This window comes from Oxalobacteraceae bacterium OTU3CINTB1 (assembly GCA_024123955.1).
GTDB lineage: Bacteria > Pseudomonadota > Gammaproteobacteria > Burkholderiales > Burkholderiaceae_D > Rugamonas.
Genome location: CP099652.1, coordinates 922,784 through 948,788, shown reverse-complemented (window position 1 = coordinate 948,788; position 26,005 = coordinate 922,784). Strand labels below are relative to the sequence as shown.

The following is a 26,005-nucleotide window of genomic DNA, read 5'->3' as shown; positions in this document are numbered from 1 at the left end:
CCGTATTATTGGGCGGCTGCGGCCAAACCGGCCCGCTGTACCTGCCCAAACCGACCGCCAAGCCCGCCAAGAGCGGCGAAGCCAAAGTAACGCCCGCCGGCACCCCGGCCACCGCGCCCACCGACACTGTGCCGGGCGCGCCGGCCACGCCGGTTCCCGTGACGCCGTCGCCGGTTCCGTCCACTCTCCCAGTACCCCAACAATAATTACTATGTCGCAATTTACGTATCAAGACGGCGTGCTGCACGCCGAAGGCGTGGCGCTGAGCGCCATCGCCAAACAATTCGGCACGCCGACCTATGTGTACTCGAAGGCGGCGCTGCTGGCCAACTTCGCCTCGTATGCCGACGCCTGCGCCGGGCGCGACGCGCTGGTCTGCTACGCCATGAAGGCCAATTCCAACCTGGCCATCCTGGACTTGCTGGCGCGCCAGGGCGCCGGCTTCGACATCGTCTCCGGCGGCGAACTGCTGCGCGTGCTGGCCGCCGGCGGCGACCCGCGCAAGGTGATCTTCTCCGGCGTGGGCAAGAGCGCCGACGAGATGCGCCTGGCGCTGTCGCACGACATCCTGTGCTTCAACGTCGAATCGATCCCCGAGCTGCACCGCCTCAACGAAGTGGCCGGCGCCATGGGCAAGACCGCGCGCATCTCGCTGCGCGTGAACCCCAACGTCGACGCCAAGACCCACCCGTACATCGCCACCGGCCTGAAGGCGAGCAAGTTCGGCGTCGCCTTCGACGACGCGCTGGCCACCTACCGCACCGCCGCCACCTTGCCGCACCTGGAAGTGGCCGGCATCGACTGCCACATCGGCTCGCAGCTGCTGGACGACGCGCCGCTGCTGGAGGCGCTCGACCGCTTGATCGAGCTGATCGATCAACTGGGCGACGAGGGCATCGTGCTGCACCACGTCGACATCGGCGGCGGCATCGGCATCGACTACCGCGAAGCGGGCGAGGCCGCGCCGGTGCCGGTGGGCGACTACCTGGGCCGCCTGTTCGCCAAGATCGACGCCTGGCGCGCCGCGCGCCACGACGGCCAGGCCATCAAGGTGATCTTCGAGCCGGGCCGCTCCATCGTCGGCGACACCGGCGTGCTGCTGACCCGCGTGGAATTCCTCAAGCACGGCGAAGAGAAGAACTTCTGCGTGGTCGACGCGGCCATGAACGACATGGCCCGTCCGGCGCTGTACCAGGCCTGGATGGACATGCAGCCGGTGGCGATCGGCAACGCCGAGGCGCTGACGTACGACGTGGTCGGCCCGATCTGCGAGTCCGGCGACTGGCTGGCGCGCGACCGCCAACTGGCGGTGGCCGCCGGCGACCTGCTGGTGATGCACACGGCCGGCGCCTACGGCATGACGATGGCGTCGAACTACAACACCCGCGGCCGCGCCGCCGAGATCATCGTCGACGGCACCGTCTGCCACGAGGTGCGCCGGCGCGAACAGGCGGCCGACCTGTTCGCGCTCGAGTCGCTGATCAAGTAAGCCGAGTGCTCCAACGGAAGCCGCCCGCCGCGAGGCCGGCGGCTTCCTGATCTCTCAATCCGCTGATTAATCCGCGCCCGGCCATCGATGCAGGAATTCTATAAAAAGACGCTGTACGGTTTCCTTGCGCTGCTGGCGGCGAGCGCGCTGGCCGGCTACGTCTGCATCAGCCTGAGCTATCTGAGCGCCCCGCTGCTGCCGTTGCGCGACAGTGCCCTGCCCTGGCGCGTCAAGCCCGACTCCGACCTGCCGCAAACGCTGGCCCGTATCGACGGCGACAGCCGGCGCTTGGGTTTCAACTTCAAGCTCTCGCCGGCCAGCCCCTATCCCTTCGCCGCCGTCGGCCTGTTCTTCACCGACCGCGACGGCACGCCGGCCCATGTGGATTTGTCGCGCTACACGTCGGTGACCCTGGTGGCGAAGTGTACGCCGGCAAATACTTTAAGCCTCACCGCCTCCACGCTGGAGAAAAAAGTCTCCCGGCGCGGCGACTGGCTGACCTACCGGGCGCCGTCGGCGTTTTTCTCCTGCGGCCAAACCGGCTCCTCGGTCGAGCTGGACCTGACGCGCCTTGAAACACCGCAATGGTGGTTCGACATGTTCAAGCTGGACCTGTCGCATCAGGCCTACAAGCTCGACCAGGTGCCGAAGATCTCCATCGGCAGCACTTTCCAAAGCCCGAAAAATATCGAGTCCCGGGTCGAGATCGACAGCCTGGTGCTCACCGGCCGCGACTACCGCTACCTGGCGGCGCTGGCGGTCCTGCTGGGCGTCTCGTGGGTGGGCTTCGGCCTGTGGACGTTCCGCCGGCACACCCGCGCGCTGATCGCCGACGTCAAGGAAAAGCTGCGCAAGGATTTGCCGTTGGTGGCGTATCAGCAGCTATCGATCGAACCGCACCGGGATAAGGAAAAGGCGACGATATTGCGGTTTATCGCCAACGGCTATGCGAATGCCGACCTCGATCTGGAAAAGATCGTCACCGAGACCGGTGTCAACCGCAATAAAATCAACGACATTTTAAAATCCGAATTCGGCCACACCTTCAGCGGCTATTTAAATAAACTGCGGCTTACCGAAGCGGCCCGCCTGCTGGCGGAAAAAGAAACGGCGACAGTGGCCGAAATCGCCTATTCGGTCGGGTATAGCAACGTCTCGTATTTCAACAAGCTGTTCAAAGAGGAATACGGCTGCACGCCGAAGGCCTTCCGCACGGTGTGCGAGCGCCCGCCCGGGAGCTAGCCAGCTGGCGCGGATAGCGCTAACACCAACTCTGAAATTCGTAGCAAAATCTGCATTGTCATAGCAAATCCCCCTAACAGCGCTAGCGCTACGCGCGCACCGGCGCTACGCTCGGTGGTCCTGCCGCGTTGCCGACTGCGCGGCATTCGTCCACCTTTCGAAAGCCGAAACGAATGAATCCACTCGCAGCGATGCTGCTCAGCGCAGCCCTGGTATTGCCAATCCATGGAAACGCCCAAGATCGCGTCGTCGATCTGAATGTCACCCAGGTTCAGGGAAAACTAAATAAGACATTTAATTTCGCGATCGGCGCCGGCCGCGCCAACGAAGGGCTGCGGGCGGACTGGCAGCAACAACTGGCCGAAATAAAACGCGACGCCGGCTTTAAATATATCCGCATGCATGGTTTGCTGAGCGACGACATGGGGGTCTATAAAACCGACGCCAAGGGCAACGACGAATATAACTTCCAATATATCGACGCGCTGTTCGATTATCTGATCAGCATCGATGTCAAACCGTTCGTCGAGCTCGGCTTCATGCCGTCGCCCATGGCCAGCGGCGACAAAACCATCTTCTGGTGGAAGGGCAACGTCACCCCGCCGCGCAGCTACGAGCGCTGGGAAAAACTGATACAAGCGCTGACCAGACACTGGACCGAGCGCTACGGCCGCGCCGAGGTGGCAAGCTGGTACTTCGAAGTCTGGAACGAGCCCAACCTCGACGGCTTCTGGGCCGGCACGCAAGCCGAGTATTTCAAGCTGTACGCGCACGCCGCGCGCGGCGTCAAGAGCGTCGATCCAAGCTACAAGGTCGGCGGTCCAGCCACGGCCGGCGCGGCCTGGATACCGGAAATGATCGCCTACTGCAAGGAAAACAACGTTCCGCTGGACTTCGTCAGCACGCACACCTACGGCGTCGGCGAAGGCTTCCTGGACGAATACGGCACCAAGGGCACCGTGCTGATCAAGGACGAAGCGGCAATCAGCGGCGACGTGCTGCGCAACCGCAAGGAAATCGGCGCCTCCGCGATGCCGAAGCTGGAACTGCACTACACCGAATGGAGCTCGTCGTACACGCCGGCCGACCCCACGCACGACAGCTACCACCAGGCTGCCTACATCCTGCAAAAGCTCAAGCAGGTCGGCAACGCCGCGCAATCGATGTCGTACTGGGTCTTCACCGACATCTTCGAAGAACCGGGTCCGCGCTTCGAAGCCTTCCACGGCGGTTTCGGCCTGATGAACACGCAGGGCATCAAAAAGCCGGCCTACTTCGCCTACCAGTTCCTCAACCAACTGTCCGACACCGAGCTGAAGAACAACGACGCCCACTCGCTGGCGACGGTCAACGCCAAGGGCGAGGTGCAGGTGCTGCTGTGGGACTACACGCACACGCTGCCGGAAGGCACCAACAACCAACAATACTTCGTCAAGGACCTGCCGCCTAAAGCCAAGGGCAAGGTCGACGTCAAACTGCAAGGCTTGAAGCAAGGCGTCTACAACGTCAGCATCGCCCAGGTCGGCTATAAGCACAACGACGCCTATACCGCCTTCATCGGCATGGGTTCGCCGAAGCAGCTGACCCGGCCGCAAGTCGACACACTGAAGTCGCAGGCGACCGGCAAGCCATCCGAGCGCCGCACGGTGCGGGTGGGCGCCGACGGCCGCGCCAGCCTCTCGCTGCCGCTGCGCGAAAACGACGTCTACCTGCTCAAGCTGACCGCCGGCAAATAACCCCAACTCCGGGGTCAGGTCCACTTTTTCTACACGGGCGCGGCCGTAAGGCCCTCGCCCGCCTGTTTATTTTCACTGGAGACGCCACGTGACCAATCAATCGCGCAGAGACGCGTTCAAAACCTTGTTGGCCGGCGCCGGCCTCGGCATCGCGCCGGGTATCGCGCCGGCGGCCGAGTGCGCCGCCGGCCCCGCCAACGCCCCGCCCCACCGGTGGCGCCGGGGCATCGAAGGCCAACGCCAGGCCGACCAGGGTGATGGTACTTATCTCAATCCGATCATCTCGGGCGACCATCCCGACCCGACCATCCTCAAGGACGGCAAGGATTACTATCTCACCTACTCGTCGTTCTATTCGTATCCGGGACTGGTGATCTGGCATTCGACCGACCTGGTGAACTGGCGGCCGGTCGGCCCCTCGCTGTCGAAACCGCTGGGGACGATCTGGGCTGTCGACCTGTGCAAGCACAACGGCAAATATTTCATCTACATCCCGGCCGCGCCCGATGGCAGCGCCTGGTCGATCTATGCCATCTGGGCCGACCGCATCGAAGGTCCGTGGAGCGAGCCGGTCGATCTCAAGATCAGCGGTTGCATCGACCCCGGCCACATCGTCGGCGAGGACGGCAAGCGCTACCTGTTCGTCAACGGCATCCGCAAAATCCGCCTGACCGACGACGGCCTGGCGACCGACGGCAAGCTGGAACAGGCGTACCAGCCGTGGCGTTACCCGGACGATTGGGTGGTGGAGAATTTTGCGCCGGAAGGCCCCAAGCTGCTTAAACGCGGCAAGTGGTTCTACCTGGTGACCGCCGTCGGCGGCACGTCCGGGCCGGTGACCGGCCACATGGTCATCGCCGCGCGCTCGACCTCGATCCACGGGCCATGGGAGCATTGCCCGCACAACCCGCTGGTGCGCAGCCTCAGCACGGCCGAGCCATGGTGGTCGCGCGGCCACGCGACCCTGGTCGAGGGCCCGGCCGGCGACTGGTGGATGGTGTACCACGGCTACGAAAACGGCTACCGCACCTTGGGCCGCCAGACCCTGCTCGAGCCGATGGAGTGGACCGACGACGGCTGGTTCCGCGCGCTGGGCGGCGACCTGTCCAAGCCGCTGGCCAAACCGAAGGGCGGCAAGGCGGGACCGGCGGGCCAGGCCTTGTCCGACGATTTCAAACGCAACCGCTTCGGCGTGCAGTGGACCTTCCACGATCCGGCGCCGGACGAGGCGCAGCGGGCGACGTACACGGCGCAGGGATTGCGGATCGCCGGCCGTGGCGCGTCGCCGGTGGACAGCCGGCCGCTCACCTGCGGCGTTGGCGACCGCAGCTACGAGGTGGAGCTGACCCTGGAGCTCAATGGCCAGGCCGAGGGCGGCCTGCTGCTGTTCTACAACCACAAGGCGTTCGTCGGGCTGGGCTTCACGCCGGAGCTGATCAAGACGTTCCAGCATGCGGAAGAGCAATCGTGGATGCGCGCCAACCGAGCGACATCGTCAGTGCGGGTACGCATGACCAACGACGATCATGTCGTCACGTTCCGCTACTCGCACGACAACGGCAAGACGTGGGTGCTGCACGGGATGCGCATGGAAGTGTCCGGCATCCACCACAATGTGTTCGGCGGATTCCTGAGCTTGAAGGTGGGGATATACAGCGCGGGCAGCGGCAGTGTGCTGCTGCGTGATTTCAAGTATCGGGCGGGGGCTTGATGCGGGTGGCCGCTTGCCTGATTTTCCGGGGGGGGGGCGGCCGTAGTGCCAATGAGGTCAAGCCGACTGCTTGTCGGCAAAGATTTCCCGTACCGTTTGGGCCTCCAACAAGCGATCAAACCAGAGGTCAAGATCCTCCATCTTCGCGTATTCGATACGCCTATCCAGACGCGATGACAATGGTCCAAATCGCTTGATAAGCATTTGTCGCAACCGATCTCGGTGGACGTCAAGAATCGCTTCGTGCCGTAACGCGTCCTTTAGCAAATCAAAAAGAGTAAAGTCCATCACTTTGTCCTCCGTACTGACGTCGCTTCGATTAATCATACGCCGCAGCCGCGTGCCGCGCAAACGATTTGCCGCCCAACGCACGAGCCCCATTTCCAAGGTTAGATCCGGCGTTAAAGGCTGCGTGCTCTGCCATTTTTTGAGCTCATCTGAGACTTCCTGCTCGCTCCGCAGCCTGTCCAAACGGAAGGCCGTGGCGGCCCAATTGCCGAGACTAGAAAGCGCCTCGCTACTCAATCTACGTTGATCGACTAGAACATACCGCTGTGCCGCTTGCAGCGGTTGCAGGTCCATCGGCAGCGGCGCAACCATATCCGCCAGGCTGGTGCTTGCCGCCCACGGCCGCTTGCCGTTATACAGTACAACAGGAAACACAGGAGGTAGTTGATAGGGCTTTGGCAGCTCGTGGCGTTTGACCAGATCCTGATACAGAAGGCCAACATAGACCTGCATGCGAAGCGCCATCCAGGGGTCTGAACGCGATTGGAATTCGAGTAGTAAATAAACGTAGATCCACTCGCCGGACAGGCGCACCTTCGACACCATGTCGCTGTGGCGCTGCTGGCCGCCGTCACCGACATAGCTGCCGCTGACGCGCTCGAAGCTCCCCAGGTCCAGCTGCCGCACCCATGTGCCAGGAACGAAACCGAGCAATAAATCGCGCACCATTTCCGGATGCGCGAACAGTTGTTTGTACGCGGTGTCGTCTTCGCTCGCCATCGGACGATTGTAGCGATGTCCGAAGGCGCCGCCTTTGGGCGCGCGCAAGCGCCCGACACCCGCTTACGCCGCCTTGGCCTTGGTCCGCGCCCAGTACACGCGCATCAACAGCAGCACGCCGAGGATCGTGCCGTAGATAATCGGCTCGGTGAAGTTGTGCTTGCCCGCCTTCATCCACCAGAAGTGCAGGATCGCCAGCGGCGCGATCACGTAGATCAACCGGTGCAGCCATTGCCAGCGCTTGCCGCCCAGCCGCTTGACCATGGCGTTGGTGCTGGTCACCGCCAACGGGATCAGCAACACGAAGGCGATGAAGCCGACCGTGATGAATGGCCGCTTGAGCACGTCCTTCCACATTTCCGCGAAGTCGAAGAAGTGATCGAACCACAGGAAGGTCATGAAGTGCAACAAGCCATAGAAGAACATGTACAGCCCCAGCATGCGCCGCAGCTTGATCAGCCAGTTCCACTTGGTCAGCCGGCGCAGCGGCGTCACCGCCAGGGTGAAGCACAGGAAGTACAAGGTCCAGTCGCCGGTGCCGCGCGTGATGAACTCGAGCGGCTCGACCAGCTGCCCGGTCACCGTCAGGTACACCATGCGCAACAAAGGCACCAGCGCCAGCACGAAGACGGCGGCCTTGATCAGGCTTGCCTGCCGCGCGGTAGGATTAAAAGCCATGTTTAGAAAAACTTCTTCAGGTCCATGCCGGCATACAGTGGCGCGACATCGTTATAGCCGTTGAACATCAAGGTCTTGCGCTTGCGGGCCAGGAAGCCGTCCTCGCCGATGCGGCGCTCGGACGCCTGCGACCAGCGTGGGTGGTCGACTTCCGGATTGACGTTGGAGTAGAAGCCATATTCGCGCGGCGCCGAAATGTTCCACGACGTGCGCGGCTGGTCCTTGACGAAGCGGATCTTGACGATCGACTTGCCGGATTTGAAGCCATACTTCCACGGCAGCACCATGCGCACCGGCGCGCCGTTCTGGTTGGTCAGGTTCTCGCCGTACATGCCCAGGGTCAGCAGCGCCAGCGGGTGGTTGGCCTCGTCGATGCGCAGGCCCTCCGTGTACGGCCAGTCGAGCACGCGGCTACCGACGCCGGGCATCTGCTTTTTGTCGGCCAGGGTGATGAATTCGACGTACTTGGCGTTGCCGGTCGGCTCGACCTTTTTGATGATTTCGGAAAACGAGTAGCCGATCCAAGGGATCACCATCGACCAGCCTTCCACGCAGCGCAGGCGGTACACGCGCTCTTCCAAAGGCGCCAGCTTCATCAGCGCATCGATATCGAGCGTCATCGGCTTCTTGACTTCGCCTTCGATGGTGACGGTCCACGGGCGGGTCTTCAAGGTGCCGGCGTTTTGCGCCGGGTCGCTCTTGTCGGTGCCGAACTCGTAGAAGTTGTTGTAGGTGGTGGCATCCTTGTACGGCGTCTGCTTGTCGAGCGCCGAGTAGGCCGGATTGAGCTTGGCGGCCAGCTTGGGATTGGCGCCCTGCGCGAACGCTTCCCGGTTGGCCATTTCCAGCAGCGCGGCGCTGCCGACAGCGCCGAGGGCGATCTGCTTCATGAAGCTGCGGCGCGACTCGTACAGTTCGCGCGGCGTGATTTCCGACGAAAACGGCAGGTCGATGCCGTTGGGGCTACGCTTGATCAGCATGTTGACTCCAGAAAGGTGCAATGGGTTACCAATAACCTGAACATTACACCAATCGAAGCAACATGCTGATTACATTGCGATTACATTTTATTGTCAGGCATACAACCCTGACCGAATGCTACAGCTTTCCGTACGAGTGCAGCCCGGACAGGAACATGTTGACGCCCAGAAAGGCGAACGTGGTCACCAGCAGGCCCACCAGCGCCCACCACGCCGCCGGCCGGCCGCGCAGGCCCGTCATCAGGCGCATGTGCAGCCAGGCCGCGTAGTTGAGCCAGACGATCAGGGCCCAGGTCTCCTTCGGATCCCACGACCAGTAGCCGCCCCACGCCTCGGCCGCCCACAGCGCGCCGAGGATGGTGGCGATCGTGAAGAAGGCAAAGCCGGCCGAGATGGCCTTGTACATGACGTCGTCGAGCACCTCCTCCGACGGCAGGCGGTCCTTCAGGTAGCCGGAGGTCTTCAGCAGGTATGCCGACGCGACCATCGCCGCCAGCGCGAAATTGCCGTAGCCGATGAAGTTGGCCGGGACGTGGATTTTCATCCACCAGCTTTGCAGCGCCGGCAGCAGCGGCTGGATCTCGGCGGCGTCGCGCGAGGTCGTGTACCAGAACAGGAAGCCGATGGCGGCGCTGATGATCAGCAGCACGAACGGGCCCATCTGGCGGGTGGCGTAGCGCTGCTCGAAATACAGGTAGAACATCGCCGTGATCAGCGAGAACAGGATGAACACTTCATACAGGTTCGACACCGGGATGTGGCCGACGTCGGCGCCGATCAGGTAGGACTCGTACCAGCGCACCATCATGCCGGTCCAGCCGAGCACGACGGCGGCCCAGCTCAGCTTCGAGCCCAGGCTGGAGATGGAATCGGAGCGGCCGGCAAAGCCGATCCAGTAGAACAAGGTGGACAGGCAGAACATCACGCTCATCCACAGGATCGCCGACTGGCTCGACAGCATGTAGCGCAGCCAGAACTTGGTGCTGCCCATGTCGAGCTGGCCGCCGTACATCGAGATCGCCCACAGCGACAGCAGCGCCACCAGCGGCATCAGCCAGCGCACCGGCTTCCAGTGCCAGCCGAGCGCGGCGAAAGTGGGCGCGGCCAGCAGCAGGATCGCCTTCTCGTAGATGTCCATGAAGTGGCCGTAGCGGTTCAGCCCGAACAGCGAGCCGGCCAGCAGCGCCGCCGCGAAAATCCAGTCGATGGTCGTCAATCGCTTGAAATAGCCTGGCGCCTGAATATAGGTTTGCTGAGTTTTGGTAAGTTCCATCGTGTTCTCCTGTGCCGCAATTTTGCCACTACGCCGATTGTGGCAGCTTTTCTTTCAAAGTTTCATATTCGCGTTCGAAATCGAGCGTCTTGCGCTGCGTGCTCATGGCCATCAGGGCCTCCGCGCCGTCTTCCCCGTCCTTGATCCACACCCACAGCCGGCGCTCGCGGATGTAGAACATCGAAAACACGCCCAGCACCAGCAGCGCGCAGCCGAGGTAGACCACGTTCTTGCCCGGCGAGCGCGTCACCTGGAACACCGACGCCTTGACCTCGACGAACTCGTCGAGCTGCAAATACACCGGCGCGCCGTAGAAGAAGGCGTCCGACAGCGCATTGGTCGCCAGCAGCAACCAGCGGCCGTGGTTCTCGTCGGCGCTCACCTCCGGCAGGCCGGACTTGGCGCGCGCGGCCTGCCACAACTCCCACAGGCTGCCGTTGAGGATCTTCATGAACACCTCGGCGGTCTTCTCGCGGCCCGCTTCCGGCACCTTTTCCAGGAACTGCGAAATGGACAGGAAACCGGCGGCCTTGCTGTCGCCGGCGAACAAGGCCAGGCTCTTCTGTGCCGACGCCTCGATCTGCTCGCGCAGCGTTTCCGCGTTCGGCCCCTTCGGCGCGGCGCGCTCGGCGTAGCGTTTGGCGGCGGCGTCGCGCAGTGCCGGATCGGTCAGCGCGGCGCGCAGGCGCATCCACTCGTTGACGGTATGGGCGTCGTCCGACGGGATGCGCAGGAAGCTGAACGGGTCCGACGGATTCGAGCGCACGCCGGCCAGGAACACCGTGGCGCCGTCGACCGTGACCGGCTGCATGTAGTTCTGGAATTCGCGCGCCTGGCCGGTCTTGTCGCGCAGCTTGTATTGCACGCTCGGGCCGACGTTCTTCAAATCCTTGTTGTTGGCGTTGCGCCCGGCCGAGCCGGTGTGCTTGTCGAGGCCCTGCGCGAACTGCTCCTGCAGGCTCTTGCCCTGCTTGACGGCGCGCGCGTCCTGGCTGGCCAGGTTCTCAACGTTGAATGGACGGAAGCCCGACCACTCGACCGTGTACTCCTTGCCCAGCGGCGTGTTGCCGCCGACCTCGCCGGCGATGGCGAACGGCGTGGTGTCGCCGCCCGTCATCGGGAAGCCCGTCAGTTTGAGCTTGCTGCCGCCATCCTCAAAACTGGACTGGTAGATCGCCAGGCCCTTGTACAGCAAGGGCTTGTTGACTTCGATGACGGCCTTGACCACCTCGCCGCTGGCATGGTCCTTGACCTCGACCTCGCTGGCGAACAGCTTGGGCATGCCGGTGCTGTAGAAATCGATGGTGAATTTTTTCAGCTTGATCGTCACCGGCAGTTCCTGGATCAGCACGCCGTCGGCGCGCTGCAGCAGCGCGCTGTCGCTGGAGGCGCCCTCGGGGATCAGGGTGTTGCCGCGGAAGGTGGGATTGGCCGTGCTCAAACGGTGCTGCTGGGGCACCGCCGAGATCAAACCGCTGCCGGCGAACGGCGTCTTGCCGAGGAACCATTCCTGGAAGCGGATCGGCATGTCCGAATCGAACAGCGCGCCGACGCAGATGATGACGATGGCCGAGTGCGCGAAGATGTAGCCGAACTTGTTGGCCGCGCCCTGCTTGGCCGCCAGCAAGGTGCCGTTGTCCTTCTCGACCAGCTTGACCTTGTAGCCGGCGTCGGCCAGGCGGGCGGCGGTCTGCTGCGCCAGCGCCGCGCGGGCCAGCGCCGCGCGCCACTGCATCTTGTGGTGAAAGTTCAGCAGCGACTGCTCGCGCACGTTCTCGCGCCAGCTGCGCATGTCCTTGATCATCTTCGGCGAATTGCGCGCGATGCACAGCGAGGTCGACGTCACCAGCATCCCCATCAGCAGCAGGAACCACCACGCCGAGTACACGGAATACAGGCCGGCCTTGTCGAACACCTCATACCAGAACTGTCCGAACTGGTTGATGTAGTTCGAGGTCGCCTCGTTCTGCTTCATCACGGTGCCGATGACGGCGGCGATGGCGATCATCGCCAGCAGCGCGATGGCGAAGCGCATCGAGGAAATCAATTCAACAATCTCGCCGACGATGGGACGGCGTGTCTTCAGTTCGATACCGGTGGTGCTGGGGCTACTCATGCGTGGGACGTTTCAATAAAAGATGCAGCTAACAAGTGTATCACCCGATACCAACAAAAAAGGCAGCCCGCTTGCGCTGCTGCCCCTGGTCTGTTCGCGGCGCCTTCCCCTCGCGGGGCCGGCGGTCACGCGCTTACTTCAAGCCGGCGACGTAATCGGCGACGGCTTTCATTTCCTCGTCGGACATGCGCTGCGCGATCGTGCTCATCTGCGCGCTGTTCTTGCGGCCGCCGGTCTTGAACAAGCCAAGCTGGGCGACGGTGTAATCCTGGTGCTGGCCAGCGATGCGCGGATATTGCACCGGGATGCCGCCGCCGCTGGCGCCGTGACAGCTGGCACAGGCCGGCACGTTCTTGTCGGCGATGCCGCCACGGTAGATCTTCTTGCCCAGTTCGATCGTGTCCTTGTTCTTGGCCGCACCCGGCTTGGCGGCCTGGGTGCTCAGCCAGGCCGCAACATTGTGCTTTTCCTCGTCCGTCAGCATCTTGGCGTAGGTCGTCATCACCGGTTGATTCCGCTCCGGCGTCGTAAAGTTCACCAGCTGCTTATAAATATAGCCCTCGTGCTGGGCCGACAGTTTCGGATTGATGGCGATGGTCGAGTTGCCGTTGGCGCCGTGGCAGGAAACGCATGCCGGCAGGCCGCGCGCGTTGTCGCCGTCGGTGTACAGGGCGCCGCCTTTGGCCGCGTCGACTTTCGGTACGGGGGCGGCGGGCGCGGGCTTTTTCTCTTCGGCGGAGGCGGAGGCAGAGACTGCCAGCAGAGCGATGAGCAAGGATTTTACAAATGGTGAAAACACACGATTCATTCAAGCACCCTGAGACGAGTCTAAAAAGATTTTTTTGAAACTGTCGCCCACGCTAGCACGAAATATGCATGGCAACACTTCGTAACCACTCATTGTACAATAGCTTTCCAGCATATTTGCTCCCTTTTGTTGCATTTTTCCCCATCCCATGTCCAAACTCTGGCAAGCCCGCTTCTTTACGACCGTCAACCAATTGCGTGATCTGCCCGATACCACGGTGCCTGAGATCGCCTTTGCAGGTCGCTCCAACGCCGGCAAATCGACCGCCATCAACATCCTGTGCAACCAGAAAGGTCTCGCGTTCGCCTCCAAGACCCCTGGCCGCACCCAGCACATTAACTACTTTTCGATCGGCGGCGCGCACGTCGCGCAGCACCGCAAGGACCCGACCATCGTCGAGGAGATCGAATGCCTGCTGGTCGACTTGCCCGGCTACGGCTACGCGGAAGTGTCCGGCTCGGCCAAGCTGCACTGGCAGCGCCTGCTGGGCGACTACGTGCAGCGCCGCGAGCAGCTGGCCGCGCTGATCCTGATCATGGACTCGCGCCGCCCGTTCACCGACCTGGACATCCAGATGCTCGAATGGTTTGCCCCGACCGGCAAGCCGATCCATTGCATTCTGACCAAGGTTGACAAGTTGAACCGCAACGAATCGGTCAACGTGCTGCGCCAGGCCAAAGCCAAGCTCGACAGCTATGTCGACGAGGACGGCGAAGGCTTCCCTTTCACGGTGCAACTGTTCTCCGCGCTCAAGCGTATCGGCATCGACGAAGCCAACGACAAGATCCTGGAACTGGCCGGCGTCACCGACGAGGAAGCGGCGGCCCAGGTCGAGCTGATCGAGATGGAAGACGACGTCGAACCGGACGACAAAAAATAATCCTGCTTTAGAAAGTTTTCACGATGCACACGCCCCACGCCCCCGCCCAATTCCCCGGCATCCGCATGCGCCGCATGCGCCGCGACCCGTTCTCCCGCGCACTGATGCGCGAGAACGCGGTCACGGCGTCGGACCTGATCTATCCGGTGTTCATCCTCGAAGGCACGCACCAGCGCGAGCCGGTGCTGTCGATGCCGGGCGTGGAGCGGGTCTCGGTCGACCTGCTGCTGAAGGTGGCCGAGGAATGCGTGAGCCTGGGCGTGCCGGTGATGGCGTTGTTCCCGGTGATCGACGTCTCGAAAAAGACGCCGGACGGTGTCGAAGCGGCCAATCCGGAAGGCCTGGTGCCGCGCGCCGTGCGGGCCCTCAAGCAGGCGTTCCCGGACCTGGGCATCCTGACCGACATCGCGCTCGACCCGTACACCAGCCACGGCCAGGACGGCCTGATCGACGACAACGGCTACGTCATCAACGACATCACCACCGACATGCTGATCCGCCAGGCGCTGTGCCACGCGGACGCCGGCGTCGACGTGGTGGCGCCGTCGGACATGATGGACGGGCGCATCGGCGCGATCCGTGCCGCGCTGGAGGAAAAGGGCCACATCCACACGCGCATCATGGCGTACTCGGCCAAGTACGCGTCGGCCTTCTACGGCCCGTTCCGCGACGCGGTCGGCTCGGCCGCCAATCTGGGCAAGGGCGACAAGAACACCTATCAGATGGACCCGGCCAATTCCGACGAGGCCCTGCGCGAAGTGGGACTGGACCTGGCCGAGGGCGCCGACATGGTGATGGTCAAGCCGGGCATGCCGTACCTGGACATCGTGCGCCGCGTGAAAGATGAATTCAAGGTGCCGACCTTCGCCTATCAGGTCAGCGGCGAATACGCGATGATCAAGGCGGCCGCGCAAAACGGCTGGCTCGACCACGACAAGGTGATGATGGAATCGATGCTGGCGTTCAAGCGCGCCGGCGCCGACGCCGTGCTGACCTATTTCGCCCTGGACGTGGCGCGCCTGCTCAAGGCAGGCAAGTAAACTGATCTACGTTGGCGAAAAAAATGGCCGGGTGCGAACCCGGCCATTTTTGTTTTCACGCGCAGATTTCCCCGCCGCTTACTCCTGCGGCGTCAAGGCCAGCGCCGCGCTGAAGTCGCCCATCGGCTTGGCGCCGTTGTCGGCCAGCGCCTTGTCGCGCACCGTCAAGCCATCGAGCACCGGCAGGTTGAAGCGGTGGGTGATGGCGCGCAGGATCGACGCCGAGTCGTACTGCGTATGGTCGACCGACCCCTTCTTCACGAACGGCGACACGATGATCGCCGGCACGCGCGTGCCCGGACCCCAGCGGTCGCCCTTCGGCGGCGCGGCGTGGTCGTAGAAGCCGCCGTTCTCGTCGTAGGTGACGATGACCAGCATGTTCTTCCACTGCGGACTTTGCTTGAGCTTGGCAATGACATCGGCGATGTGGGCGTCGCCGTCCGCCACCGACGCGTAGCCGGCGTGCTGATTCAGGTTGCCCTGCGGCTTGTAGAAGGCCACCGGCGGCAAGGTGCCGGCGGCGACGTCGGCCACGAACTGGGTATCGTAATCCTTCAGGTGCGCCGCGCGGTAGGCCGGGTTGGTCACCGGGTCCATCTCGGCGTAGTAGTTGAACGGCTGGTGGTGGAACTGGAAGTTGGGCGGATTGGCAAACGAGCCGCGCGTGGCCGAGGTGGCGTTGGCGGTGGTGCTGTTCCAGGCGCCGGCGTACCAGGCCCAGTCGATGTTTTTACTGGTCAGCATGTCGCCGATGTTCTTCTGCGTCTGCGGCGGCAAGGTGTTGGCCTTGGCCGGATCGGCGTACAGGTGGCTGCCGTCGCCGCCGGCCGGGGCGTTGCTGCTCGGCTGGAACGGCGGCTGCATGGTGTTGACCGCGTAGAACATGCCGCTGGCGTCGGCCGGGGTCAAGGTGCTGTCGTTGGCGTAGGTCTGCGCGCCGTTCAGCACGCTGCTGGGCGACGTGGCCGACGGCGTCAGGCGCACGAAGTTGCCCTTGGCATCGACATCGATCTTCGAGATCGACGCGGCCGCCACCGACTTGTCGGCGTTCGGGTATTGCGGCGCGCAAGCGCAGATCAGGTACTGGTGCGTCAGGAACGAGCCGCCGAAGGCGCCAATGAACAGGTTGTCGGCCAGCGCGTACTGCTTGGCGATGTCCCACATCTTCATCTTGCTGCCGTCGTAGTAGCCCATGGTCAGCCCGCCGGCGTCCGAGTACAGGGCGAACTTGTCGTTGGCGCCGCCGTTGATCTGCATCTGGTTGTTGTAGAAGCGGTGCACCAGGTCGCGCGTGATGACCGACTGCGGTAGCGCGATCGGGCTGTTGACGTCATCGATCTGGAACGGCTTGTTCGGCAGGTTGGCCGACTGCGCCTGTGTGATCACCAGGCTCTGGCCGGCGGCGGTCATGCCGCCCCAGGTCGGCGGCAGCACCGGCAAGGTGCTGTTGTCGGCATCCTTCTGCGCCACGTAGCCGCCGGTCGAAGTCGGGTTCACGCCGGGCACGCCATTCGCGCCCGGGAACAGGCCGTACAAGTTGTCGAAGCCGCGGTTTTCCGCGTAGATGACGACGATGTTCTTGATGTTGCCCAGCGCGGCGCCGGCGCTGATGGCGCTGGCCACGTCGGCGTTGGCGCTCTGCGTGCCGGCGGCGGCGATGACGGCGGTGAAGTTGTCGTTCTCGGCTTTCAATTTCGCCTGGTCGTCGCCGGAAACCTTGTTGACGTCGACCAGCAGATTGCTTTCGGCAACGCCGATGCGCGCGGCCAGCTGCGCGCTGGCCTTGGCGAAGTCGCCGCCATTGGCGTCCATGATCGCGCTCAGCTCGGTGCTGATGGCGTCGATGATGCCCGTGTGACCGTTCGGCGCGCGGAACACCAGCTTCTGCGTGACCTTGGTGCCGGCGTCGCCCAGCGCGTCGTGGCGGATGGCGTCGGTGCCGACGGTGACCAGCAACGGGCCGCTGCCGGTGCCGGTCACCTTGAAGCCGCCGTCGGCGCCGGTGCGCACGCTGCCGGAATTGCTGTCGCAGGTCAGTTTGGCGCTGGTGCTTTCAAGGCAGACCGAGGCGTTTTCGTAATAGCTGCCAACCACCTGGCCGGACAGGGTCGGCACGTCGCCGCCGGAGGAACTGCCGCAGGCGATCAGGCCGGCGCCGGTGCCGGCCGCCAACAGCAGCAGCGGCAGCGGCCGCAGGGCGGTTTTCAGTTTGGATGTCATGTTCTTGCCTTGAGGGTGGGATGAAAGCGGCTCATGCTAGGCGGCGAATATGTCAGGACGATGAAATGGAAGGGCCGGAAACGTATCGTTTTGTATCGTTTTCTAACAGTCATGTAGTCGTCATGTCATATTGGTAGGCTGTGCGCATGAAAATTATTTATGCAATTTTGCTGGCCGCGCTGCTGGGCGCCTGCCAACGCGGGACACCAACCGCACCCGCCACTCCCGCCGCCGCTCCTGCCATGGCTGCCGTGGCAGCCGCCGATACCGCGCGCGCCGCCTATGCGCCGCCGGCCGGAAGGCGGCCGACGGTGCCGGAGTTGACCGAACTCGGACGCGCCATGTTCAACGACACCAGCCTGTCGGCGTCGGGCAAGCTGGCCTGCGCCAGCTGCCACAGTCCCGACAACGCCTACAGCCCCAACAACACACTGGCGGCGCAGCTGGGCGGCGCCGACGGCAAGACCGAGGGTGCGCGCGCGACGCCTTCGCTGCGTTATATCCAGAACGCGCCCGCCTTCACCGAGCATTACCACGACGACGACGGCGACGACAGCACCGACGCCGGCCCCACCGGCGGCCACGACTGGGACGGCCGCGCGCGGTCGGCGCACGAGCAGGCGCTGGGGCCGCTGCTGTCGGCGCGCGAGATGGGCAACAAGGACGAGGCGGCCGTGCTGGCGCGCTTGCAGGCTAGTCCGCTGGCGGCGAAGTTCAAGGCGGTGTACGGCGCCGACATCTTCACGCGTCCCAATGCCGCCTTGCAGGGCGCGCTGATGGCGCTGGAAGTGTTCCAGGAAAGCCCGGCCGACTTCTACCCCTACACCAGCAAGTACGACGCGTTCCTGCGCAAGCAAGCCACGCTGTCGGCGCCGGAGCGGCGCGGGCTACAAGTGTTCAACGATGAAACGAAGGGCAACTGCGCGTCCTGCCACATCAGCCGCATCTCGCCGGGCGGCGTGTTCCCGCAGTTCACCGACTACGGCCTGATCAACATCGGCGTGCCGCGCAACCGCAAGCTGCTGGTCAACGCCGATCCGCGCTACTATGACCTCGGCCTGTGCGGCCCGGACCGCACCGATCTCAAGGACCACAAGGAATATTGTGGACGCTTCAAGACGCCGTCGCTGCGCAACGTCGCCCTGCGCAAGGCCTACTTCCACAACGGCAGCTTCAGCCGGCTGGAGGACGTGGTGCGCTTCTACGCCACGCGCGACACGACACCGATGAAGTGGTACCGGGACCGCAAGTTCGACGACCAGCCGGCCGGGCTAGAAGCCAACGTCAACATGGATGCGCCGTTTGGGGGACGCCCCGGCGGCCCATCGGCGCTGAGCGAGCGCGACATCGCCGACCTGGTGGCTTTTCTCAACACGCTGACGGACGGCTACCAGCAGACCGCCGTTGCGAATGCCGTACGCACAAAACGGTGACACAGACAATGGTTGGGGCGCCCGCAAGTAACCACCGCTGCGGAATGAAAAATTATAGAATTACAACGAAATAGTCATTTTAGGCCATATTGACTACCATGACCATTTTCGGCATAGTAGGCTGTATGCGTTCGCCAGTCCGTGGCTGCGTTGAGTAAGTGCAGGAAATTGACAGGAGTAATGACATGACAACCGCCCCCACCCTGACCACATTTAGTGCGAAGGATGCAAAGGCACGTTTCGGCCAAGTACTTGATGAGGCGCTCGGCCACCCGGTCGGAATCACCCGGCACGACCGGCTCACGGCCTACATCGTTTCTCGAAAGGAGTTCGAGAAGATGGTGGCGCACATTCAATATCTTGAGGATCAGCTGTGGCTTGCCAAAGCTGAAGCCGCTCGCCGAGAGGGTTACGCGAGTAATGAGCGTGTTAGTGCATTCCTGAGTGATTTTTCAGAAGGAAACACTAATAATGAAAAGTCTGAAAATGACAAATCAGGCAACCAAATTCTTGGGCAGCCTTGATGCAAAGCAGTACCGCCAAGTGGGCCAAAAGATATTCTCATTGATGCACGATTCGATGCCTCAGGATAGTGCGGGCATGACCGGTGCGAATAACGGGGAAAGAAGGGTCGATATTGGCGAATACCGCATTATTTATATAGCGTCCGAGACTGAGGTGAGCATTCAGGTCATCGGCAAGCGCAATGACGATGAGGTCTATCGCATCTGGCAGCGAATGCTATAACTCGCTTTTTTCTTGACTTGCCTACCTACTGGAAGGTAGTATCCGTCACATGAGTAAATTATCCAACACGGCTGAACAGATCGTCGCCTGCGCACGGGGCTTGATCGTCGCTGGCGGCTATAACGGCTTCAGCTACGCCGATATCGCCGAAGTGGTCGGTATCCGCAAGGCCAGCATCCACCATCATTTTCCCAACAAAGTGGATCTGGTCAAGGCGCTGGTGGTGCAACACCGCAGCGCCACCGAGGAAGGATTGGGCCATTTGCAGCAAGCCATTGCCGATCCGGTGGAGCAGTTGCGCGCGTACATCCTGCACTGGGCGAAATGCATCGAGGATCTGAGCGCACCGTTTTGCGTCTGCGCCCTGCTGGCCGGGGAGTTGCCAATCTTGCCGGAAGAGGTGGCGATCGAAGTGCGTGCCTACTTCCGGTTCCTGTCGGATTGGCTGGCCTCGGTGCTCGACCGGGGAATGCGGCAAGGGACGCTTCACTCGGCCTACACACCGCAGGTCGAGGCGGAGATCTTCATGGCCACGGTGCACGGCGCAATGCTGTCGGCGCGCGCGTATGGCAACGGCGTGATGTTCGGCACCATCGCCAGCGCCCAGTTGGACAGGTATTTATCACGACCGTAGCGCCATTCGATCCCGCAGCCGGCTCGCGCTTCGGGATCGGTTTTTTTAACCGCAAAACCTACCAACTAGTAGGTAGCATTTAATTGGAAAATATATGTCCCAACAAATCACCACCGCAGTCGAGCAGGAAAACTGGCTTCAACGCTATTACTATGTCCGCGCGGTTTTTTCGGCGCTATGGCTGATCGCGGCGATAACGATCGGCAAAAATTCGGCCGCCGCCAGCGCGCTGCTGCTGATCGGCTACCCGGCCTGGGACGCCTTGGCCAACTTCATCGACAGCAAGCGCAGCGGCGGGCTGGCACGCAACCGCACCCAGATGATCAACGTCCTCGTCAGCCTTGCCGTCGCGTTGGCGATCGCGGTCAGCCTGCCCGACATGCACCGGGTATTGGTTGTGTTCGGCGCTTGGGCCATCGGGTCAGGATTGCTCCAGCTCGGCACCGCGCTGCGGCGTTGGAAAACCCACGGCGCGCAATGGGCGATGATACTGAGCGGCGCGCAATCGGCGCTTGCCGGCGCGTTCTTTATCTCGCAGGCGCAACTGCCGGCGGAGCCATCGATCGCCACCGTCGCCGGCTACGCGGGTTTCGGCGCGTTCTATTTCCTGGTCTCGGCGCTGTCGCTCAGCGTTGCCGCGCGGCGCCGCCAGCGCGGATGACGTTGTAACACGCAGGCTGCGCAACAGCCGGGGGTCATAACAGCCGGGGGTCAGGTCCGACATTCGGACAAAAGACGAAAATTTGGAACTTTCGGACGGAAGTAAAGTTCCAAAATGTCTGAATGTCGGACCTGACCCCGGTGCTTTATCTTGACCCCGGTGCTTTATCCATCGCTGCGCAGCGCGGCGATCGGGTCCAGCGCTGCCGCCTGGCGCGCGGGGAACACGCCGAAGGCTAGCCCCACCGCCACGCACAGCAGCACCGCCGCGATGAGGCTGAACGGCGACCATGCCACCGACCAGCCAGCCAGGGCGGCGATGCTGTAGGCCGCCACCGCGCCCAGCACCACGCCCAGCAATGCGCCGCTGACGGCGATCACCAGCGCCTCGGCCAGGAACTGCTCGACCACGTCGCGCCGGCGCGCACCCAGCGCCCGCTTCAGGCCCACCTCGCGGCGGCGCTCCAGCACGTTGGCCAGCATGATGTTCATGATGCCGATGCCGCCGACCAGCAACGATACCGCCGCGATCGAACTCATGACGATGGCGAAGATCCGCTGCGTTTGCTGATTCTGGCGATACAGCCCCATCGGCACGATCAGGTTGGTGTCGTCGGCGCCGCCGTGTCGGCGAACGATCAGCGCCTGCAACACGCGCGCGGCCTGGTCCGGCGCGACCTTGCCGTCGAGCCGCACGCTGATGCCGTCGACCTCGTCCTCGATGCGCTTGAAGTTGAAGCGCGCCCTGCCCGTCTCCCAGGCCACGAACAGGCGCTCGTCGTCGAGCCCCAGCTTGACGCCTTCGAAGTCGGACTTGCTTTGCGCGCGGTCCCCCAGCACGCCCACCACCTCCAGCCACACGTGGTTGAGCTTGAGGTGGCGGCCCAGCGCCGATTCATTGCCGAACAAGGTGCGCGCCAGACGGGCGCCGAGCACGCACACCGGCGCCAAGGTGGCGCCGTCGGCCGGCGTCAGCCAGCGGCCGGTGGCCAGGCGCAGGCCGCCATGCTCGGCGTAGGCCGGCGAGACGGCGTAGGCGCGCGCCGGCACCACGCGCTGGCCCAGCACCAGCTGGTCGACCTTGATTTCCTTTTTCATCGACACCGACACCGCACCGGGCACGACCGACAAGGCCGCCGCGCCGTCGGCGGCCGACAGTCCCAGCGAGCGGGCGCGGATATCCTTGAGCTGCTCGGGATCGATGGCTTTGCTTTCGATGAGCACGTTGTCCAGTCCCAGCTCGGCCACCAGGCGCAGCGCCTCGCGCTTGCTGCCCTCGCCCACGGCCAGCATGGCGACGATGGCCGCCACGCCGAACACCATGCCCAGCAAGGTCAGTCCGGTGCGCAGCTTGCGGCGCTGCAGCTCGGTAACCGCTTCACGTATCAATGCCAGGTTCATGATTTCTCCGTCGCTGCCGGCGGCAGCAGCACGATGCGCGCGCCAGCCGCGACACCGCTTTTCAGTTCGCTGCGCACCGGGCCGCGTTGTCCCAGTTCGACCTTGCGCCGGACCTGCTTGCCGTCCTCTTCGGTGTAGACGACGTAGCCGGCGCCGTCCTGCACCAGCGCGATGTTGGGCACCGTCAGCGCCGCCGGCTGCGCGACCAATTCCACCGTGCCGCGCAAGGCCTGGCCCGGCTTGAGGCCGAGCTTGCGCGCGGTGGCGGTGTCGATCGCCGCGTCGAAGTCGCTGTACTTGACCGGCGACTCCTGCGAGGTGGTGCTGGCGTTGCTGCCGACGCGCGTCACCTTGAGCGTGAGCTCGGTGCCGGTGCCGGCCAGGCGCACCCGCACCGGCAGCCCGGTCTTCAGGCCGAAGACCTGCCCCTCGGCCACGCTGAAATGGGCCACCAGCTGGTTCAGGTCGGGCAGCGAGCCGAACTCCTGGTTCGCCACCTGGGTCGAGCCGATCTCCGCCTTCGTGCCGTCCCACTTGGCCGTCAGCAGGAACACGCCGTCGTGCGGCGCCACCAGTTCCAGCGCGGCCAGGCTGTCGCGCTGTTGCGCGGCGGTCCGCACCACGCTGTCGCGCTGCGAGTGCAGCACCGCGTCCTGCGCGGCCGTGCGCGCCTGCGCCTGCCCGCCCTTCCACGCCAGGTAGGTGCGCTTGGTGGTCAGGAAGCCGACGTCGGCCAGCGCGTCCAGAATGTCGTTGCGGGGGAAGATGCTCAGGTCGACACTGGCGTAGCGCCGGCTCAGGCCCAGATCGTCCTCGACCTTGGCGCGGTCGCCGGCCAGCTTGTCGCGCTCGACGCTGGCGGCGCTCGCGCTGGTCTGCTCGGCCAGGGTCTTGCGCAGCAGTTCCAGCTCGGCCTGCGACAATTCCATGCGCGATTGCGGCGAGTCGAAGCGCGCCACGACCTGGCCTTTTTCCACGCTGCTGCCGTCGGCCACCATATCGATGAGCACGCGCCGGCTCCAGTTGTTGCCGGGTACGTTGAGCGGCGTGCTGGCGGCGGCCTTGATCTCGCCATCGACGGCCAATGTCTCCAGCCATGGACGTGGTGCCAGCGTCTCGGCGGCGGCGCCGGATGACGTCGTGTCGCCACCGCAGGCGGCCAGGAAGACGCTCATCGAGAAGGCCACCGCCAGGGTGATTGCCTGCGGCCTGCGTGCGTCGCGCCTCATCGTTTGTTCTCCGCTGGACGGGCGGCGTCGGCGACCAGCACCGCCTGCACCGCCGCGCCCGGTTTAAGTCCGCTGGTGCCGCCGTCGAACTGCAACTCGACATCGCGCACGATGCTCGGCTGGGCGGTCGATTTGCCGTGGAAGGCGCGGCCCAGCCCGACCACGTGCGCGTTCAAGGTCTGGTTGCTGCCCGGTACCGTCACGCGCGCCGCCTGTCCCACGCGGACCCGCGACGACAGCGCCTCGGGCACGTTGGCGGCGATGTACAACTGTTCGGGGTCGGCCAGCGTGGCCACCGTCAGCCCCACCCACACCTGGCTGCCGGCGCTGAATTTCTGGCCGTCGAAGCCGACACGATAGACCACCAGCCCCCTGCGCGGCGCCACCACCTTCAGGCCCGCCTGGCCTTTGACCATCGCTGCGATCTGGGTCTGCTGCTGCGCGATCTCGGCCTGCAGGCCGGCGCGCTCGGCGTGGCGGGCGCGCATTTGCGCCTGATGCTGGACCAGCGCCAGCTTGGCCAGCTGGTTTTTCTCGACGCGCTCGATCACCAGCTTGTCGTAGTCGACGCGCCGTATTAGTTCCTTCGGCATGGTGGCCTTGCGGTCGGCCTTGTCGGCATTGCTTTGGGCCTCCGCCACGGCCAGTTCGCCCGCGCGGTCGGCCTCGGTCTGGTCGAGCTTGAGCTTATCGAGCGCGCGCAGCTTTTCATTGAGCGCGCCCTGTTGCGTGCTCAGCCGGGTGGTGACGTCGTTCGATTCGAACTGCGCGATCTGCTGCCCGGCCTCGACCATGGAACCTTCGGGCGCGATCTGCGCCAGCTTATACTCCCACACGTTGGGAATGTTCGGCGGCGTTACCGGCAGCGCGCCACGCGAGGCGATTTCGCCCTCGACCGTGAGCGCCTCGTCCCCCGGCGCCGGCGCCGGCGGTGGCGCTTTGGCCGCGAGCGGTTCGATCAAGGCGCTCATGCCCGCCACCAGTGGCAGCCCGTGTCCGGCCGGCAGCGCGATCTTGATGCGGAAGTAGCGCCCCAGGCCCCAGCTCGCGCGCGCTTCCGGCGCGCTGGTGATGGACTTGATCTTGCCGGTGACGGCGGCGGTCGCAGTGGCCGGCAAGGCATCGAAGCGCAGGCTCACCGATTGTCCCTCGGACAGGTAGGGCCGGTCGGCCTCCAGCGCCCAGGCGGTGACGGCCATCTCGCCGTTGCCCAGCACCACGCCGGCGGCGTTGCCCGGCCAGGCCGACGACCCTTCTTCGAAGCGCTGGCCCATCCACGGGCTATAGCCGTGCACGACCACGCCGTCGCGCGCGGCGCGCACTTCCGATTGCGCCAGCTGGGCGATCTGGAACGCCAGGTTGATTTGCAGCTTCTTGACTTCCAGCTGGCCGTCTTCGCGGCGCCGGCCGACCGCCTCGCGCGCGCTGGCGTCGGCGTCGCGCTTGATCGCCAGGTCGCGTGTGGCGTTTCCGAACGCGGCCTGGTGGCGGTCGTAGTCCAGCACCGAAATCTGCGTCTTCGGCAGCGCCGCCTCGACCTTGGCCTTGGCCAGCGCGGCCTGCGCGGTCACCAGCGCCTTCTCGGCCTCGACGGCGGCCACTTCCAGGGTGGCGGTTTCCTTTTCGGCGCGCGCGCGTGCCTGCTCCAGCTCGGTTTCGAGCCGGTCGATGTTGGCGGCGCCGCCGGTCTCGATGCGCAGCACCACGTCGCCGGCTTTGACGTGGGTGCCCTCGGCAACGAAATTGCGCAGGGTCAGTGGCGCCGAGTGCGACGGCGGCACGGTAATGGTTTGCGAATCCAGCGCCTCCACTTCACCGGTGAGCAGAACGGGGCGGCGCCGCAGAGCGTTGGTGGCGGCGGCGTCGGCCTTGATGACGGTGTCGGCCTTGCCCGTGGCGGGCGCTGAAGCGAGCGCAGGCCCGGCCCCGGCCGGGCCGGCATCGAGACCGAGCGCGGCGGCGGCGGCCAGCGCCAGCAACGCGACGGCCGACAGCGCCAGGGTGGCGCGCCTCACGCCCCGCCTTCGGCGATGCGGCCGTCGCGCAAATGGATGGTGCGCTGCGCGCCCGCGGCGATGGCCGGATCGTGGGTGACCAGCACCAGCGTCTGGCCGCCGGCGTGCAATTCGCGCAGCAGCTCGAGCACGTCGGCCGCGCTGCGCGAATCGAGGTTGCCGGTCGGCTCGTCGGCCAGCAGCAGGGCCGGCTGATTCAACAGGGCGCGGGCGATGGCGGCGCGCTGCAACTGGCCGCCGGACAGCTGGCCGGGCAAGTGGCCGATGCGCTGGCCCAGGCCGATGCGTTCGAGCAGCGCCACGGCGCGCTCGGCGGCGCCGGTGTCGGCGTGGCGGGCATAGCGCTGCGGCAGCAGCACGTTCTCCAGCACGGTCAAGCGCGGCAGCAAATGGAAGGACTGGAACACGAAGCCGATGCGGCGGTTGCGCACATCGGAGGCGGCGTCGTCGTCGAGGGCGCTGATCTCGTCCTGCGCCAGGCGATAGCGGCCGGCGTCCGGGCGGTCGAGCGCGCCGAGCACGTTGAGCAAGGTCGACTTGCCGGAACCGGACGGCCCCATGATGGCGACGAACTCGCCGGGCGCCACCCGCAAGTCGATGCCATCCAGCGCGTGGATCTCGTTACCGCCCTGGCGGTAGGTCTTGCGAATATTGCTAAGCTCGATCATGCGGGGAAGTATCCCGGCGCCGCGATCTTTTGTCAAT

22 protein-coding genes are annotated in these 26,005 nt (G+C 64.2%); 11 read left to right on the top strand and 11 right to left on the bottom strand.

Translation table 11 applies throughout. From position 1 onward, the window contains the following. Window positions 1–211: 211 nt before the first annotated feature. From lysA to NHH73_04090, 4 genes are all read left to right on the top strand, one after another. On the top strand, window positions 212–1,489 hold the full coding sequence (gene lysA, locus NHH73_04105; GenBank protein ID USX27495.1) for a diaminopimelate decarboxylase: 1,278 nt from the start codon (window positions 212–214) through the stop codon (window positions 1,487–1,489). Window positions 1,490–1,576: 87 nt separating this feature from the next. Next, window positions 1,577–2,731, top strand: a complete 1,155-nt coding sequence (locus NHH73_04100; GenBank protein USX27494.1) for an AraC family transcriptional regulator — start codon at window positions 1,577–1,579, stop codon at window positions 2,729–2,731. A gap of 173 nt (window positions 2,732–2,904) precedes the next feature. Next, complete coding sequence (locus NHH73_04095; protein USX27493.1) at window positions 2,905–4,467, top strand: glycoside hydrolase; 1,563 nt, start codon at window positions 2,905–2,907, stop codon at window positions 4,465–4,467. 88 nt (window positions 4,468–4,555) lie between these two features. After that, window positions 4,556–6,178, top strand: coding sequence for a family 43 glycosylhydrolase (locus NHH73_04090; GenBank protein ID USX27492.1), 1,623 nt, complete (start codon window positions 4,556–4,558; stop codon window positions 6,176–6,178). Between the two features lie 57 nt (window positions 6,179–6,235). Here NHH73_04090 and NHH73_04085 read toward each other — a convergent pair whose 3' ends face one another. The 6 genes from NHH73_04085 to NHH73_04060 form a co-directional block, all read right to left on the bottom strand. After that, window positions 6,236–7,186: an Rpn family recombination-promoting nuclease/putative transposase gene (locus NHH73_04085; GenBank protein ID USX27491.1), complete on the bottom strand. Its 951-nt coding sequence runs from the start codon at window positions 7,184–7,186 to the stop codon at window positions 6,236–6,238. Between the two features lie 63 nt (window positions 7,187–7,249). Further along, the gene (locus NHH73_04080) at window positions 7,250–7,864 is read right to left on the bottom strand and encodes a sulfoxide reductase heme-binding subunit YedZ (protein USX27490.1); all 615 of its coding nucleotides are present in this window, start codon (window positions 7,862–7,864) and stop codon (window positions 7,250–7,252) included. A 2-nt stretch (window positions 7,865–7,866) separates the two neighbouring features. Next, the gene (gene msrP, locus NHH73_04075; GenBank protein USX27489.1) at window positions 7,867–8,844 is read right to left on the bottom strand and encodes a protein-methionine-sulfoxide reductase catalytic subunit MsrP; all 978 of its coding nucleotides are present in this window, start codon (window positions 8,842–8,844) and stop codon (window positions 7,867–7,869) included. A 118-nt stretch (window positions 8,845–8,962) separates the two neighbouring features. Beyond that, on the bottom strand, window positions 8,963–10,117 hold the full coding sequence (ccsB, locus tag NHH73_04070; GenBank protein ID USX27488.1) for a c-type cytochrome biogenesis protein CcsB: 1,155 nt from the start codon (window positions 10,115–10,117) through the stop codon (window positions 8,963–8,965). A 28-nt stretch (window positions 10,118–10,145) separates the two neighbouring features. Beyond that, window positions 10,146–12,233, bottom strand: a complete 2,088-nt coding sequence (locus NHH73_04065) for a cytochrome c biogenesis protein ResB (GenBank protein ID USX27487.1) — start codon at window positions 12,231–12,233, stop codon at window positions 10,146–10,148. A gap of 133 nt (window positions 12,234–12,366) precedes the next feature. Further along, window positions 12,367–13,041: a cytochrome c4 gene (locus NHH73_04060; GenBank protein USX27486.1), complete on the bottom strand. Its 675-nt coding sequence runs from the start codon at window positions 13,039–13,041 to the stop codon at window positions 12,367–12,369. Window positions 13,042–13,189: 148 nt separating this feature from the next. On the opposite strand from NHH73_04060, the gene yihA reads away from it, so the two are divergent. Together yihA and hemB are read left to right on the top strand one after the other, a co-directional pair. Further along, window positions 13,190–13,921, top strand: a complete 732-nt coding sequence (yihA, locus tag NHH73_04055) for a ribosome biogenesis GTP-binding protein YihA/YsxC (protein USX27485.1) — start codon at window positions 13,190–13,192, stop codon at window positions 13,919–13,921. Between the two features lie 23 nt (window positions 13,922–13,944). Beyond that, on the top strand, window positions 13,945–14,961 hold the full coding sequence (gene hemB, locus NHH73_04050; protein USX27484.1) for a porphobilinogen synthase: 1,017 nt from the start codon (window positions 13,945–13,947) through the stop codon (window positions 14,959–14,961). 78 nt (window positions 14,962–15,039) lie between these two features. Here the strand turns inward: hemB and acpA are convergent, their stop codons facing one another. After that, window positions 15,040–17,181, bottom strand: coding sequence for an acid phosphatase (gene acpA / locus NHH73_04045; protein USX27483.1), 2,142 nt, complete (start codon window positions 17,179–17,181; stop codon window positions 15,040–15,042). Between the two features lie 146 nt (window positions 17,182–17,327). Between acpA and NHH73_04040 the strand changes: the two genes are divergently transcribed. The 5 genes from NHH73_04040 (at window position 17,328) to NHH73_04020 (ending at window position 20,656) form a co-directional block, all read left to right on the top strand. Beyond that, entirely contained in the window at window positions 17,328–18,614 is a 1,287-nt protein-coding gene (locus NHH73_04040; GenBank protein USX27482.1) for a c-type cytochrome, read from the top strand. Between the two features lie 185 nt (window positions 18,615–18,799). Beyond that, complete coding sequence (locus tag NHH73_04035) at window positions 18,800–19,138, top strand: type II toxin-antitoxin system Phd/YefM family antitoxin (GenBank protein ID USX27481.1); 339 nt, start codon at window positions 18,800–18,802, stop codon at window positions 19,136–19,138. Continuing rightward, the gene (locus NHH73_04030; GenBank protein USX27480.1) at window positions 19,086–19,361 is read left to right on the top strand and encodes a hypothetical protein; all 276 of its coding nucleotides are present in this window, start codon (window positions 19,086–19,088) and stop codon (window positions 19,359–19,361) included. Before NHH73_04035 ends, NHH73_04030 begins: the two co-directional genes overlap by 53 nt. A 49-nt stretch (window positions 19,362–19,410) precedes the next feature. Continuing rightward, window positions 19,411–19,995, top strand: coding sequence for a TetR/AcrR family transcriptional regulator (locus tag NHH73_04025; GenBank protein ID USX27479.1), 585 nt, complete (start codon window positions 19,411–19,413; stop codon window positions 19,993–19,995). 94 nt (window positions 19,996–20,089) lie between these two features. Continuing rightward, a complete protein-coding gene (locus NHH73_04020) occupies window positions 20,090–20,656 on the top strand; it encodes a DUF308 domain-containing protein (GenBank protein ID USX27478.1) in 567 nt (188 codons plus the stop codon). Window positions 20,657–20,820: 164 nt separating this feature from the next. On the opposite strand, the gene NHH73_04015 is transcribed toward NHH73_04020, so the two are convergent. Genes NHH73_04015 through NHH73_04000 form a run of 4 tightly spaced genes read right to left on the bottom strand, consistent with a single transcriptional unit; the run spans window position 20,821 to window position 25,968 of the window. Then, on the bottom strand, window positions 20,821–22,056 hold the full coding sequence (locus NHH73_04015) for an ABC transporter permease (protein USX27477.1): 1,236 nt from the start codon (window positions 22,054–22,056) through the stop codon (window positions 20,821–20,823). Continuing rightward, window positions 22,053–23,285 carry a secretion protein HlyD gene (locus NHH73_04010; GenBank protein USX27476.1) on the bottom strand — a complete coding sequence of 411 codons (1,233 nt, stop codon included), beginning with the start codon at window positions 23,283–23,285 and terminating at the stop codon, window positions 22,053–22,055. Before NHH73_04010 ends, NHH73_04015 begins: the two co-directional genes overlap by 4 nt. After that, the gene (locus NHH73_04005) at window positions 23,282–25,300 is read right to left on the bottom strand and encodes an HlyD family efflux transporter periplasmic adaptor subunit (protein ID USX27475.1); all 2,019 of its coding nucleotides are present in this window, start codon (window positions 25,298–25,300) and stop codon (window positions 23,282–23,284) included. The genes NHH73_04010 and NHH73_04005 overlap by 4 nt, the downstream gene beginning before the upstream one ends. Continuing rightward, complete coding sequence (locus NHH73_04000; GenBank protein USX27474.1) at window positions 25,297–25,968, bottom strand: ABC transporter ATP-binding protein; 672 nt, start codon at window positions 25,966–25,968, stop codon at window positions 25,297–25,299. The genes NHH73_04005 and NHH73_04000 overlap by 4 nt, the downstream gene beginning before the upstream one ends. Window positions 25,969–26,005 lie beyond the last annotated feature (37 nt).

Excerpts from the sequence above, each read along its gene's own strand:
- lysA (USX27495.1), top strand. The coding sequence starts at position 212 with ATGTCGCAATTTACGTATCAAGACGGCGTGCTGCACGCCGAAGGCGTG.
- NHH73_04100 (USX27494.1), top strand. The coding sequence starts at position 1,577 with ATGCAGGAATTCTATAAAAAGACGCTGTACGGTTTCCTTGCGCTGCTG.
- NHH73_04095 (USX27493.1), top strand. The coding sequence starts at position 2,905 with ATGAATCCACTCGCAGCGATGCTGCTCAGCGCAGCCCTGGTATTGCCA.
- NHH73_04085 (USX27491.1), bottom strand. The coding sequence starts at position 7,186 with ATGGCGAGCGAAGACGACACCGCGTACAAACAACTGTTCGCGCATCCG.
- NHH73_04080 (USX27490.1), bottom strand. The coding sequence starts at position 7,864 with ATGGCTTTTAATCCTACCGCGCGGCAGGCAAGCCTGATCAAGGCCGCC.
- msrP (USX27489.1), bottom strand. The coding sequence starts at position 8,844 with ATGCTGATCAAGCGTAGCCCCAACGGCATCGACCTGCCGTTTTCGTCG.
- ccsB (USX27488.1), bottom strand. The coding sequence starts at position 10,117 with ATGGAACTTACCAAAACTCAGCAAACCTATATTCAGGCGCCAGGCTAT.
- NHH73_04065 (USX27487.1), bottom strand. The coding sequence starts at position 12,233 with ATGAGTAGCCCCAGCACCACCGGTATCGAACTGAAGACACGCCGTCCC.
- NHH73_04060 (USX27486.1), bottom strand. The coding sequence starts at position 13,041 with ATGAATCGTGTGTTTTCACCATTTGTAAAATCCTTGCTCATCGCTCTG.
- yihA (USX27485.1), top strand. The coding sequence starts at position 13,190 with ATGTCCAAACTCTGGCAAGCCCGCTTCTTTACGACCGTCAACCAATTG.
- hemB (USX27484.1), top strand. The coding sequence starts at position 13,945 with ATGCACACGCCCCACGCCCCCGCCCAATTCCCCGGCATCCGCATGCGC.
- acpA (USX27483.1), bottom strand. The coding sequence starts at position 17,181 with ATGACATCCAAACTGAAAACCGCCCTGCGGCCGCTGCCGCTGCTGCTG.
- NHH73_04040 (USX27482.1), top strand. The coding sequence starts at position 17,328 with ATGAAAATTATTTATGCAATTTTGCTGGCCGCGCTGCTGGGCGCCTGC.
- NHH73_04035 (USX27481.1), top strand. The coding sequence starts at position 18,800 with ATGACAACCGCCCCCACCCTGACCACATTTAGTGCGAAGGATGCAAAG.
- NHH73_04030 (USX27480.1), top strand. The coding sequence starts at position 19,086 with ATGAAAAGTCTGAAAATGACAAATCAGGCAACCAAATTCTTGGGCAGC.
- NHH73_04025 (USX27479.1), top strand. The coding sequence starts at position 19,411 with ATGAGTAAATTATCCAACACGGCTGAACAGATCGTCGCCTGCGCACGG.
- NHH73_04020 (USX27478.1), top strand. The coding sequence starts at position 20,090 with ATGTCCCAACAAATCACCACCGCAGTCGAGCAGGAAAACTGGCTTCAA.
- NHH73_04015 (USX27477.1), bottom strand. The coding sequence starts at position 22,056 with ATGAACCTGGCATTGATACGTGAAGCGGTTACCGAGCTGCAGCGCCGC.
- NHH73_04010 (USX27476.1), bottom strand. The coding sequence starts at position 23,285 with ATGAGGCGCGACGCACGCAGGCCGCAGGCAATCACCCTGGCGGTGGCC.
- NHH73_04000 (USX27474.1), bottom strand. The coding sequence starts at position 25,968 with ATGATCGAGCTTAGCAATATTCGCAAGACCTACCGCCAGGGCGGTAAC.